Source organism: Polyangiaceae bacterium, from assembly GCA_016715885.1.
GTDB lineage: Bacteria > Myxococcota_A > Polyangia > Polyangiales > Polyangiaceae > Polyangium.
This window is the reverse complement of the sequence record JADJXL010000001.1, coordinates 654883-666919: the sequence shown is the minus strand read 5'-3', so window position 1 is coordinate 666919 and position 12037 is coordinate 654883. Positions and strand designations below refer to the sequence as shown.

Annotated in this window: 9 protein-coding genes; 7 read left to right on the top strand and 2 right to left on the bottom strand. The window is 59.9% G+C overall.

The window, feature by feature from the left end:
• Window positions 1–8: 8 nt before the first annotated feature.
• A complete protein-coding gene (locus tag IPM54_02775; GenBank protein ID MBK9258742.1) occupies window positions 9–1160 on the bottom strand; it encodes an acyl-CoA dehydrogenase family protein in 1152 nt (383 codons plus the stop codon).
• Window positions 1161–1510: 350 nt separating this feature from the next.
• Here IPM54_02775 and IPM54_02770 point away from each other — a divergent pair, with 350 nt between their 5' ends.
• The 4 genes from IPM54_02770 to IPM54_02755 all read left to right on the top strand — a co-directional run bounded on the left by IPM54_02770 (window position 1511) and on the right by IPM54_02755 (window position 7323).
• On the top strand, window positions 1511–3313 hold the full coding sequence (locus tag IPM54_02770; GenBank protein ID MBK9258741.1) for a phospho-sugar mutase: 1803 nt from the start codon (window positions 1511–1513) through the stop codon (window positions 3311–3313).
• A 110-nt stretch (window positions 3314–3423) separates the two neighbouring features.
• Complete coding sequence (aceB, locus tag IPM54_02765; GenBank protein MBK9258740.1) at window positions 3424–5040, top strand: malate synthase A; 1617 nt, start codon at window positions 3424–3426, stop codon at window positions 5038–5040.
• 55 nt (window positions 5041–5095) lie between these two features.
• On the top strand, window positions 5096–6391 hold the full coding sequence (aceA, locus tag IPM54_02760) for an isocitrate lyase (protein ID MBK9258739.1): 1296 nt from the start codon (window positions 5096–5098) through the stop codon (window positions 6389–6391).
• Between the two features lie 272 nt (window positions 6392–6663).
• Window positions 6664–7323, top strand: coding sequence for a Uma2 family endonuclease (locus IPM54_02755; GenBank protein MBK9258738.1), 660 nt, complete (start codon window positions 6664–6666; stop codon window positions 7321–7323).
• Between the two features lie 14 nt (window positions 7324–7337).
• On the opposite strand, the gene IPM54_02750 is transcribed toward IPM54_02755, so the two are convergent.
• Window positions 7338–8171, bottom strand: coding sequence for a glutamate racemase (locus IPM54_02750; protein ID MBK9258737.1), 834 nt, complete (start codon window positions 8169–8171; stop codon window positions 7338–7340).
• An 88-nt stretch (window positions 8172–8259) separates the two neighbouring features.
• Here IPM54_02750 and IPM54_02745 point away from each other — a divergent pair, with 88 nt between their 5' ends.
• The 3 genes from IPM54_02745 to IPM54_02735 all read left to right on the top strand — a co-directional run bounded on the left by IPM54_02745 (window position 8260) and on the right by IPM54_02735 (window position 11965).
• Window positions 8260–10152, top strand: coding sequence for a type VI secretion system contractile sheath large subunit (locus tag IPM54_02745; protein MBK9258736.1), 1893 nt, complete (start codon window positions 8260–8262; stop codon window positions 10150–10152).
• 79 nt (window positions 10153–10231) lie between these two features.
• Window positions 10232–11194, top strand: coding sequence for a hypothetical protein (locus tag IPM54_02740; GenBank protein ID MBK9258735.1), 963 nt, complete (start codon window positions 10232–10234; stop codon window positions 11192–11194).
• A 63-nt stretch (window positions 11195–11257) separates the two neighbouring features.
• Window positions 11258–11965 (top strand): class I SAM-dependent methyltransferase, encoded by a 708-nt coding sequence (locus tag IPM54_02735; protein ID MBK9258734.1) that lies wholly within the window; start codon window positions 11258–11260, stop codon window positions 11963–11965.
• Window positions 11966–12037 lie beyond the last annotated feature (72 nt).

The window sequence follows — 12037 nt, the reverse complement described above, 5'->3', positions numbered from 1 at the left end:
CGTCGTCATCACGTACCGACGCCCAAGAACCTTGCAATGATGTTGCGCTGCATGTCGGACGTCCCCGAATAAATCGTCCCGCCCACGGCGTCGCGCAAATCCCGCTCCACCTCGAATTCCGTTGCGTAGCCGTATCCCCCGTGGATGCGAATCGCATCGAGGCTCGATTGCACGAACACTTCGCTCAGGTGAAGTTTCGCCATGGCGGCTTCCAAGTGTGCGGGTTTGCCCATCTTTTTGAGCCAGGCAACTTTGTAGAGCAACAGCCGCGCCGTTTCGAGCCGTACTTTCATGTCGGCCAATCGATGCGATACGGCTTGGAATTGGCCGATGGGTTTGTCGAATTGATGGCGCGTGCGTGCGTATTCGACGCATGTTTCGAGTTGTCGCTCCATGGCGCCCACAGCGATTCCGAGAATGCATGCTCGTTCCCATTCCATGGACGAGCTGAACATGATGGATCCTTGCCCTTCGCGGCCAAGCCGATTTTCTTCGGGCACGAAGCAATTTTCAAGGGCGAGCTCGCCCATGGGTGACGTGCGCAGGCCCATTTTCGATATCGATTTCCCCGTGGAAAAACCGGGCATTCCTTTTTCCACGACGAACGCTGATATGCCGAAGCTACCGCGTGCAGGGTCCGTCACGGCAAACACCACGGCGAGGTCCGCCACCGGCGCGTTCGTGACGAACGTCTTGACTCCGTCGAGCACATATCCGTTGTCCTGACGAGTGGCGCGCGTACGCATGCGAAAAGCGTCCGATCCCGAATCGGCTTCGGTCATTCCGTGCGCGCCGATGATTTCGCCTTGGATGAGGCGCCCGAGCCAGCGTTCTTTTTGCGCCGTCGTACCGAATGTCGCAATGGGGTGCTGAACGGCCCACATTTGAGCGTTCACGGCAAACAGGAGCCCATTGTCGCGTCCACCGTAACCAAGCCCCTCCATGACGAGCATGGTCGACAGAATGTCCGCTCCGCTGCCGCCGTATTCCGTAGGAAATGGCAATCCGAGCAGGCCAAAATCGGCGCAGCTCGTCCACAATGCCCGCGAAAAACTTTGGTTCTCGTCGCGCGACGTCACGTCCTGGGTGAGGTGCTCACGAGCGAACGCGACGGCCCGAGCTCGAAGCTCGGTAGCGGATTCATCGAAGGAGAAGTCCATGACCCGCTACATTTAGTACGCCGGGCCAAAAGTGGTTGGCACCTTTTCTTAATTGCAAATCAGATCACATCTTGTAGGAGGGAGATGCCCATGATTTTTCGCCGCTCGCGAGGGGGCCGCTGTTCGAGCCCTCGAAACGGCCGCGCAACTTGTCGGAGAAGAGAGATGCCCTATTTTTCCGCCGCTCGTGGTGGTTCCTGCTGTTTGAGCCCGCGTAGCGGGCGAGTTCAGGGGGACCGCGAGTGGCGGAAAAAAGGGCATCTCTCGGGCTTTGACTTGAACTGCCGACGGATTCTGGAAGATCGCTAGAGTATCGAATGTGGCACGACCGGTGATACAAGGGGCACGACATGACCGACCTACTCGACCGCGCCAGAGCATGGATCGCTGCCGATCCCGACCCGAACACCCGCGACGAGCTCGCCCAGCTCGTGAGCGACGCATCGAGCAACGCTGACCCAGCCCGACATGCAAAGGCCCTGCACGACCTCGGCGAACGCTTCGCCGGGCCGCTCGAATTCGGCACGGCCGGCCTCCGCGGCATCATGGGCGCCGGCGAGACGCGAATGAATCGCGCCGTCGTGCTGCGAACGACCGCCGGCCTCGCGCGGTACTTACTGACAAACCCAGACAACGACGCACCAAAACGTGGCGTCGTCATCGGTTACGACGGAAGACACCATAGCTTCGAGTTTGCGCAGGACACGGCTTGCGTGCTCGCCGCCGCCGGCATCCCTTCGTTTCTTTCGCCACACGCATGCCCCACGCCCATTGCCGCGTTCGCCGTATCGCATCTCGGAGCCGCCGCAGGCGTCATGATCACGGCAAGTCACAACCCGCCGGAATACAACGGATACAAGGCCTATTGGAGCAACGGCGCGCAAATCATTCCGCCGCATGACAAGGGCATTGCCGCAGCCATCGATGCATCACCGGCAGCCAAGGACGTGCCGCGCATGGAACTTGGCGCGGCACGCGACGCCGGCCTCGTCAAGTTTTTCCCGGCCGACCTCGTCGACATCTACTTCGACAAAGTCGACGCATTGCTACTTCGACCCCGCCAAACTCGTCCGATCCGCATCGTATACACGCCCATGCATGGCGTCGGCGAGCGCTACGTGCGCATTGCAATGACGCGAGCCGGCTTCGGTGGTTACACCACGGTCGCCGAACAGGCCGAACCAGACGGCGATTTTCCCACCGTTGCATTTCCGAATCCCGAAGAAAAAGGTGCAATGGATCTCGCCTTCGCACTCGCCGAAAGGCAACGTGCCGAGCTCGTCTTGGCCAACGATCCCGACGTCGATCGCCTTGCCGTTGCGGTGCCCCGCCCAAGCGGCGGCTATGTGCAGCTCACGGGCAATCAAGTCGGAACGCTGCTCGGACACTACCTGCTCACGGGTTCGCCTGCGAGTTTGTCCGAGGCAACGCCGGTCGAAAATGCCGCCAAGAAACTCGTCATCGCGTCGATCGTTTCGTCCCCGATGCTCGGCGCAATCGCCCGAGCGCTCGGCGTGCGTTACGAAGAAACGCTGACGGGCTTCAAGTGGATTGCCAATCGTGCAATGGAGCTTGAACGGACCGAAGGCTCGACCTTCGTTTTTGGTTACGAAGAAGCGCTTGGCTACACCGTAGGCAGCCTCGTGCGCGACAAAGACGGAATCAGTGCGGCGGTCGTTTTTTCCGAGCTTGCATCCGCGCTCGCGGCGGAAGGTCGCACCATTCTGGATGAGCTCGAGAGTTTGTCGCGGCGGTATGGCCATTATGCAAGTGGACAGCGATCGGTCACGCTGCCGGGTGCCGATGGAATGGTTCAGATGAAGGCCGTGATGGATCGGTTACGTGCGGCGCGTCCGGCTCGCGTCGGCCCGCTCGGCGTGCTTTCCCAATCGGACTTCCAAACGCGGCTTCGCACGCATTCCGATGGGCGAGCGGAAGCATTGACGCTCCCTGCAACGAACATGATTGCGCTCGACCTCGAGGGTGGCAGTCGCATCATCGCGCGTCCGAGCGGAACAGAGCCCAAAATCAAATTTTATTTTGACGTTCGCGAGCCCATGTCGGCAGGCGAGACCGTGCAGGCAGCGGACGCGCGAGCCAATGCGCTGCTCGAGGAATTGAAGAAAGCGTTTGGCGCCATCGTGGGGGTGTAATAAAAGGACGAACGGTCGATCTCGTCCTGGTTCTACAGGAAAAACTTTGCTCCCATTGACGATTCAGGGTCCAAGCCGAACACTCGCTCTTGCGGACGTGGAGTGTCGGCATGCAAAATCTCGGTTCAGCCATAACGATTCTCGGTCCAGAAGTTCCCGCCAAAGATGAAGTCCTCACGCTCGAAGCGCTCACGTTCGTCGCGGAGTTGACGCGTCTTTTCCGCGATCGAATCGAGGATCTTCTCGGGAGGCGAAGAGAGCGTCAAACGTCTTTCGACAGCGGCGGAACGCCGGCTTTCATGCCTCATACGGCCGAATTGCGCGCAGCGGATTGGACGGTCGCGTCCATTCCTGACGATTTACACGACCGGCGCGTGGAAATCACCGGCCCCGTCGAGCGCAAAATGATCATCAATGCGCTCAATTCCGGCGCGAACGTATTCATGGCGGACTTCGAGGATGCGACGAGTCCGACGTGGGCAAACCTCGTGACTGGCCAGAAAAATCTCATGGATGCCGTGCGAGGCACCATCGATCACGTTGATCCCGTCTCGGGCAAATCGTATGCGCTTGGACCGAATCCCGCGATTCTTTTCGTACGCCCGCGAGGCATTCACCTCGTGGAAAAACACATTCTCGTGGATGGAAAGCCCGTTCCTGGTTGTCTTTTCGACTTTGGGCTTTATTTTTACCACAATGTTCACGCGCTGATCGGGCGCGGCAAACGCCCCTACTTCTACATTCCGAAACTCGAACGGGACCTCGAAGCTCGGCTTTGGAACGATATTTTCGCATTTTCCGAGCGAAATCGCAAAATTCCGAAAGGGACCATTCGAGCCACCGTACTCATCGAGACGTTGCCCGCGGCATTCGAGATGGACGAGATCCTGTACGAGCTGAAGGACCATTCCGTCGGGCTCAATTGCGGGCGCTGGGATTACATATTCAGTTTCATCAAGACGCTGCGGACGCACCCCCGCGCCATCATGCCGGATCGTGCGCTGATTACGATGGATCAGCCCTTCATGCAGGCGTACGCGAGTTTGCTCGTCAAGACGTGTCACCGGCGTGGTACATTTGCGATGGGGGGCATGGCGGCGCAGATTCCCATCAAAGGCGATGAAGAACGAAATCGCGTCGCTCTGGAAAAAGTTCGCAAAGACAAGGAGCGTGAGGTCCGCGCCGGGCATGATGGGACCTGGGTCGCGCACCCGGGACTCGTGCCGATTGCTCGTGAAGTGTTCGATCGGTGGATGTCCGGGCCAAACCAAATTCACGTCAAACGTGAGGACGTCGAGGTGACTTCGACGGACTTGCTGCGCGTACCCGAAGGTCCACGAACGGAGGCAGGCCTTTTGCACGACATCGATGTCGGCCTGCAATATATCGAGGCGTGGCTTCGCGGGATTGGGTGTGTGCCCTTGTACGATTTGATGGAGGATACGGCTACCGCGGAAATCTGCCGAGCCCAAGTGTGGCAATGGGTTCGTCACGGCGTAAGCGTCGACGACAAACTCTTGGATCCGCCACGGCTGAAGCAATTCATCGATCAGCGCTTCAACCTGCTCTGCGCCGAGCGTCACGATATGGCTCACCGTCTCGCGGACGCGCGGGAAATCTTCGACAAGCTCGTTTTTTCTCGAGACTTCGAGCCATTTCTCACGACTGCTGCATACGATCGACTGTTGGCACAACCTGCGGAGGAAGCACCGGCAAACGCGGCGTGAAACGCAGCCAATGCGTCATCACGCAAGAGTACGGAATTTCGAGAGGAGTCATCACATGGCCGTCGCGCGTGTCTTACCAATTCAGCCCATCCAAAAGTCGACACTATCGGAAAATGGTGTTGTCACGAATCGCTTTCACGGGATTGTTCGTCCCTATAGCGCCGAGGATGTGGCGCGTTTGCGCGGGTCGTTTCCAATCGAATACACGATTGCCAGACTCGGTGCCGAGCGCTTGTGGAATCTTTTGCACACCGAGGATTATGTCCCGGCACTTGGGGCTTTGACGGGCAATCAAGCCATGCAGCAAGTGCGCGCTGGGCTTTCTGCGATTTACGTAAGTGGCTGGCAAGTCGCCGCCGATGCGAATCTCGCTGGCGAAATGTATCCTGATCAGAGCCTTTATCCGCAAAACAGCGTTCCTACCGTCGTGCGCCGCATCAATCACGCGTTGCTCCGAGCGGATCAAATCGACCATGCGGAAGGAAAGTCCGAACGATATTGGCTCGCGCCCATCATCGCCGACGCGGAAGCTGGTTTCGGAGGTCCGCTCAATGCCTTCGAACTGATGAAAGCGATGATTGAAGCAGGCGCGGCGGGTGTTCACTTCGAAGATCAACTCGCGTCGGAAAAGAAGTGCGGACACATGGGAGGCAAAGTATTGGTGCCTGCGAGCCAGTTTGTCCGGACGCTCGTTGCGGCCCGTCTTGCAGCCGATATCATGAACGTCCCCACGCTCGTCGTGGCTCGCACCGATGCCGATAGTGGGAAACTTTTGACGAGCGACATCGATCCGCGCGACAGGCTGTTCCTCACCGGGGAACGTTCGCCCGAGGGATTTTATTATTGGAAAGGCGGCGTCGAATCGGCCATTGCAAGGGCACGAGCATACGCACCGTATGCCGACCTCTTGTGGTGCGAGACGAGCAAGCCCGACTTGAAGGAAGCCAAGCGGTTTGCCGAAGGAGTATTCCAACAATTTCCGGACAAACTGCTCGCCTACAACTGCTCGCCATCATTCAATTGGAAGAAAAACTTGGACGATGGCACGATTGCGAAGTTTCAGCGCGAGCTCGGCGCCATGGGGTACAAATTCCAATTCGTTACCCTCGCAGGCTTCCACGCGCTCAACTATGCAATGTACAACCTTGCCCGCGACTACCGTGCTCGCGGCATGAGCGCCTATTCGGATTTGCAGCAGGCCGAATTTGCAGCGGAAAAAAACGGCTATACGGCGACCAGGCACCAGCGTGAAGTGGGCACCGGATACTTCGACCAAGTCGCCAGCGTCTTGTCGTCGGGTTTCTCGTCGACGCTCGCGCTGCAAGATTCGACCGAAGCGCGCCAGTTCTAGACGCGTCTTTGCAATCGTTCCCAATGGCTACGCCCCCTTCCAGACGACGTCCATCGCGCAGGTTCGTCACTCCGACAAACCAAAATAGTTCCAATTCCACACATTCCCCTTCTCTCACCCCATCCACATGCTATCCTAACGACATGTCGCACGCGCACGCATCCAAACATCCCCCGCCGAAGCTCCGCGAACGCCGGGACGTGCGCCTACAGCAAGAATTTCCCTCGGAACTTCCCCTGGATGAGCATGTGGCCGAGACCAAACGCCACCTGATGGCGCGCACTTTGTTGTTCCTTGTCGTGGAAGAAGCATTTCCAAACATGTCGGTCGGCTGCGACCAATTCGTGTACTTCGACAAGGACGATCCGAAACGGTGTCTCGCGCCTGACCTGTTCGTCAAGACAGACACGCACGTGGCCGACTTCGATTCGTGGAAAACGTGGGAGCTTGGCACGCCGCAACTTGCCGTCGAAGTCGTGAGCGATTGGGACCGATTGAAGCTCACGTGGGAAGAAAAGTTCGAGCGCTACGAGGCTCTCGGCATCCGCGAGCTCGTGCGCTTCGATGCCCGCGCCAAGCAATCGATCACGGTTTGGGATCGCGTCGGTAACGCTTTGGTGAAGCGCGCCGTCACCGCGCTTCACGCATCCGAGTGCCGGACGCTCGAGCTGCACTGGACCATCGAGCTGTCTGCGGAATTCGGCAAGCAGTTGCGCCTTTCGCGCGATCGCGCCGGCAAGGAATTGCTCGCGACGCCGAGCGAGAAAGCGCTGGAATTGGCGCAGCAGCTCGCGGACGAGCGGCATGCGCGAGCGGATGCCGAGCACGCGCGGATGCTCGCCGAGCAGAAGCAACGCGAGGCCGAAGTAGCCTACGCTGCTGCACTCCGCGAGATCGACCGCTTGCGCATCATGCTGAAGCGGCAGCGCTGACTCGACGCCTGCGGTTACAAATCGATCTGGTGCACGTCGCCTACGGACTCGCCCAAGAACCGCTCGGCCACCATCGAAAAACTTTTCGGTAGGTCCGTCACGAACATCTCCAAGCTTCCACGCCGCGTTCGTCGGGACAATTGATCGCGTTCTTCAAGAAAAACCGCGACATCTTCGGCGGTGGCGACGCCGCTGTCCACAATCGGAATCGGTCGTCCAGCAAGTGCCATCGATTCGGCTTCGATGTGCTGGCGCAGCAGCGGATAGTGCGTGCATCCCAGCACGATGCATTGAACGCCGGCCTTCACGAGCGGCTCGACGTAACGACGCACCGCGAGTCTGGGGACTTCACCATCGAGCCACCCTTCCTCGACGAGCGGAACGAGCAGCGGCGCGGCTTGCCCGAGCACTTCGTTGCGTGTCGATATCGATGCAACGGCACGCGGATACGCGCCCGATGCAATCGTGCCCATCGTGCCGAGCACGCCCACGGCGCCACCATTCGCCGCAGCCACCGCCGCACGCGCTCCTGGCACGATGACGCCGAGCACCGGCCGATCGAGCTCGACACGCAACATGTCGAGCGCCACGGCACTCACCGTGTTGCACGCCACGACGATCGCTTTGACGCCGCGTCGCAAGAGCACTTTCGCACACCCGAGCGCGTAACGAAGCACCGTTTCGGGCGAGCGCGTGCCGTACGGAACGCGCGCCGTGTCGCCGAGATATACGATGTCTTCGTGCGGACATCGAAGACGAAGCGCGCGCACGACGGATAAACCACCGAGCCCCGAGTCGAAGACGCCGAGCGGCGCTTCGGGATCGAGCACGGATTGAGCGGTTTCCATAGGGTCGCGGAGCTTAGCAGGGCGTGCTCCGAAAAACAGGCAACGGTTGACACTTCACCCGTGGCCCAAGCGCTCCTATCCTCGGCGCATGTCGGGCGAAATGAAGGGTTTTATCAAGGGTGGGATGAGCTTCAACGTGGGTGACGACGTGCCGGCTGCACAAACCGAAGGACCGGTTTTGCCGCTGCGCATGCTGATCGTTACCGACCTCTTGCCGCGGGACGAGTTCAACGCGGGGGCGAACGCACCGGATTTGGCGATCCGCGTCGATCCTCTCGCTTTCGATGATCTCTTCACGCGCCTGCGTCCACGCATCGCACTCGATGTGCCCAGTGTGCTCGCCGAAGGGCGCCCTACGCGCATCGATCTGCCGCTCACGAGCATGAAGAGCTTCCGGCCGGACGGCCTCTGCGAAGCGATTCCTCTTTTGCGATCGCTCATCGATGGAAAGTTGCTGCTCGAACGATTGCGCGACGGCTCGATCGATCGCGACAAGGCGCGTGAAGAGCTCGATCGCATCTGGAAGTCCTCGCCGTTCGTCTTCGAAGTGTTGCGCCTCGTGCCCGACGCGAGCAGCGCGGTGCAACCCCTTGCACCTCCAACGAAAGCCGCGACGGATGCATCCATCGCGTCGATCCTCGACATGGTCGACACGGAAGGAACGGGCGGCGGCGAGCTTCCCGTCGCACCGCCTCCGCAGCCAGCATCCTCGTCGGGTCGGTTCGGCGCGTTCATCGCGGCCGTCGCGATGAGTGGAAAGCCTGGCGGAAGGTTCAGTCCGCAAGAAGCCATTCAGCGCGTGGAGAAAGCACTTGGCGCTCAGATCGGCGCCATCTTGCAACATCCCGAAGTTCGTCGTCTCGAACAAACATGGCGCGGGTTGCAACTGCTCGTCGATCGATCGAAGGGCATCAAAGCGCTCAAGCTGGATGTCGTTTGTTGCCGAAGTGAATTCAGTGCGATGACGCTCGAGCGCGTCATTCGCCAAAGCGCAGGTGCAGACGCGCCCGTGTCGTGCGCGATCGTCGACATCACGGTGACGGGATCGACGCCGAGTTTGTCGCAACTGGACGAGCTCGCCCGGCTAGCAGAAGCTCAAACGGTCCCGATCATCATGAACGCATCGGCATCGCTGCTCGGTCTCGACAGCTTGTCGGACCTCGAGCGCATCGATCACAAGATGGGGTTGTTCTCGGCCCCCGAGCAGCTTCGCTGGCAGTCGGCGGCGAAGCGTCCTGCGATGCGTTGGGTGACGATGGCGATGAACGGGCTGCTCGGCCGCATGGCATACGACAAGGCGACGTCGCGCATGCGTGAGGTCGTCGTGAAGGAAGAACCCGCTGACGAGGGAGCGACGGTGTGGATTCCGCCCGCGTATGCCGTGGCAGCGCTCATCACGCAGAGCTTCAAGGAAACGGCGTGGCCGTGTCGCATCGTCGGAGGCAAGGTCGGCGGCACGCTCGGAAACCTGACGGTGCACGAAGTTCGCGGACACGTAGACGACGCCGAAGCCGTTGCGATTCCAACGCAAGCGTTTGTCTCGACAGACTCGCAGCGAGAGATGTCGAAAGCAGGTTTGTTGCTCTTGGCATCCGCACCGAACAGCGATGCGATCTACTTGATGTCGGCCCCCACGGCGTACGTGCCTCCACCGAAGCGCACCTACGACAGCGCGTCGACCGAGCCGGAAGAACGCTACGAGCGCGTATCGTTGGTGGACCAACTGTTCGTCGCGCGCCTCGTTCAGTTCTTGCGCGTGCTGTGTTCGCGACTCCCGTCGAACGCGGCGCCGTCGGAAGCCAAGTCGGTCATCGAGCGAGCGATCTGGACGCTCTTCGAAGACGCGAAGCCGGGAAGTTTGGAGATTGCCGTGGCAGCTCGTTCGGCGGATGACGGGACGTACGCGACCTTGGCCATTCGTCCGCGTCGATTCTTGGGCGTGGCGCTCGAGGAGTTCTCGCTCGAGATGCCGCTCGGCTGAACGTATCCGCTGGAAATACCTGCCTGCCTCGTTCAAAAACCTCGATACGCCCAAATCCGAAGCCTGAGGTTTTCCCTATATGCTCGTTCATCCTTTACGAAAATGCCTCGGCGACGCCACCGCTCGTTCCTTCCAGCTCATGGGCGAAGACCTGGCGCTGCTCTCCGGAGCGCAATTACGTGAGGCCGCAATGGTCTACGAGGCAGCGCTTTCGGCCTCGGTGCCAGAAAGGTTGCGCACGGCCTTCGAGCAAGAGCAAGCCGCTGCGCTCGCAGAAGCTCATCAATTCTTGCGCCGCCACAACAAAAGCTTGCGCAAAAGAATCCGCGGATACCTCCGACTTGGGCAAATGTTGCAATTCGAGTATCCCTGGCCAGTCGTGGCCATTCTGGGCCTTTGCCAAGTGCTCGATGCCATGACGAAGTCGCGCGTGTACGGGCTGGTCGGCGAAGCGGCACGTCGCGTAGGAATCTCCGCTTTCGACGAGCTTGCGAGCAATCTCGACGATACTTTGTTGCGCACCAATCGAGCCATCTTCGCAGACTCGATTCCCACCGTCCTCTACGCCCTGCGTTGCCATACGATTCGCCAACGAGGCCAAGAGGAGCTCGCCGAAACCTTGCTTTCGGGGCCTTTGCCGGTCATTTTCGACGAAGAATGCCGCACCGTGTGCCGATCTCTCGTCGCGGGGCTCGGTGAAGCGGACCCAGAAAAACGGTTTCGAGCGCTCGCGCAGCTCACGCTCACGCAATTTGCTCGGGAACAAAGTATTTTTTCATATCACCTGGGCCGCGATACGCAGCGACGCCCGGGTTTGCTCGAAAAATTGGGCCGCATGCGCCAAGTGCCCGCACCCGTGGTCATCGTGCAGCGCGGCGTCCGGAAAGTCTCGTTCCAGCCATTCGCGCTCCCGGCGGACTTCGAAATTCGCGACCACGATGCGCGCGTAAAATGGTTTGGCAAAGCATTCGTGGAGGCTGTGACACGCGACATCGCGGACTACCAAGCAGCCAGAGAGCACGTGCTCCATCGATTCGGTTAGGCAGATGCGGTAGATCTCTTCACGAGGAGGTGGTAGAGCGGGCGGGTCCAGGTAAAACGTACGATGAAAGCACCCGACAACCGGCCCACCGACGCTCCCCCGATCGTCGTCGAAGAGCATGAATCGCGCAGCGCCGTTACGCGCATCGCCATGGCCCTGCCACCCATCGAACGGGCCTACGCCATGGTGCGGTTTACCATCCTGCGCCAAAAGCTGCTCGCCATCCTCAACCTGCTACTGCCCGAATCGGGCCGCATTCTCGACGTCGGCTGCGGCTTCGGCCTCTTCAGCGCCTACTTCTCGCTCGTGTCCCCCAATCGATCCATCGTCGGCGTGGATCTTTCGGAAAAGCGAGTGCGCATCGCACACAACGTCAAAGAAAAGCTCGGACTCGTCAACAACGAATACCTCGTCGGTACCGTCGAAACCGCCAACCCAACAGGCCCATTCGATGGCATCTTCATGCTCGACGTCTTGCACCACGTCCACCCGGCCGAGCAGCGCAAATTGCTCGAGCAGCTTCGAGGGCTCTTATCGCCGCGCGGCGTGCTCATCATCAAAGACGTCACCACCGACTCGCCCTTCCAACTTCGGTTCACCGAAGTGCTCGATCGCGTGATGGTCGGCCCATGGGCGCCCCTTGCATATCGGCATCATCGGGAATGGGTGGAAGAGCTGCGCTCGCTCGATTTGTCCGTGCGTGTCGTCCGCGTCCCCGACATTCTGCCCTATCCCCACGTCGTTTTCGTCGCGCGTCCTCGAGAACCCTGATTCGACGTCCAATGACCCCTGCAATCGAAACCTCGTCGAAGGCGGCCCCCTCGTGGCTGCACCGCCTCCTCC

What these genes read in the sequence shown, in the direction of transcription:
- IPM54_02755 (MBK9258738.1), top strand. Translation starts at nt 6,664, where the DNA reads ATGGCGCGCACTTTGTTGTTCCTTGTCGTGGAAGAAGCATTTCCAAAC.
- IPM54_02770 (MBK9258741.1), top strand. Translation starts at nt 1,511, where the DNA reads ATGACCGACCTACTCGACCGCGCCAGAGCATGGATCGCTGCCGATCCC.
- IPM54_02735 (MBK9258734.1), top strand. Translation starts at nt 11,258, where the DNA reads ATGAAAGCACCCGACAACCGGCCCACCGACGCTCCCCCGATCGTCGTC.
- IPM54_02775 (MBK9258742.1), bottom strand. Translation starts at nt 1,160, where the DNA reads ATGGACTTCTCCTTCGATGAATCCGCTACCGAGCTTCGAGCTCGGGCC.
- IPM54_02745 (MBK9258736.1), top strand. Translation starts at nt 8,260, where the DNA reads ATGTCGGGCGAAATGAAGGGTTTTATCAAGGGTGGGATGAGCTTCAAC.
- aceB (MBK9258740.1), top strand. Translation starts at nt 3,424, where the DNA reads ATGCAAAATCTCGGTTCAGCCATAACGATTCTCGGTCCAGAAGTTCCC.
- aceA (MBK9258739.1), top strand. Translation starts at nt 5,096, where the DNA reads ATGGCCGTCGCGCGTGTCTTACCAATTCAGCCCATCCAAAAGTCGACA.
- IPM54_02750 (MBK9258737.1), bottom strand. Translation starts at nt 8,171, where the DNA reads ATGGAAACCGCTCAATCCGTGCTCGATCCCGAAGCGCCGCTCGGCGTC.
- IPM54_02740 (MBK9258735.1), top strand. Translation starts at nt 10,232, where the DNA reads ATGCTCGTTCATCCTTTACGAAAATGCCTCGGCGACGCCACCGCTCGT.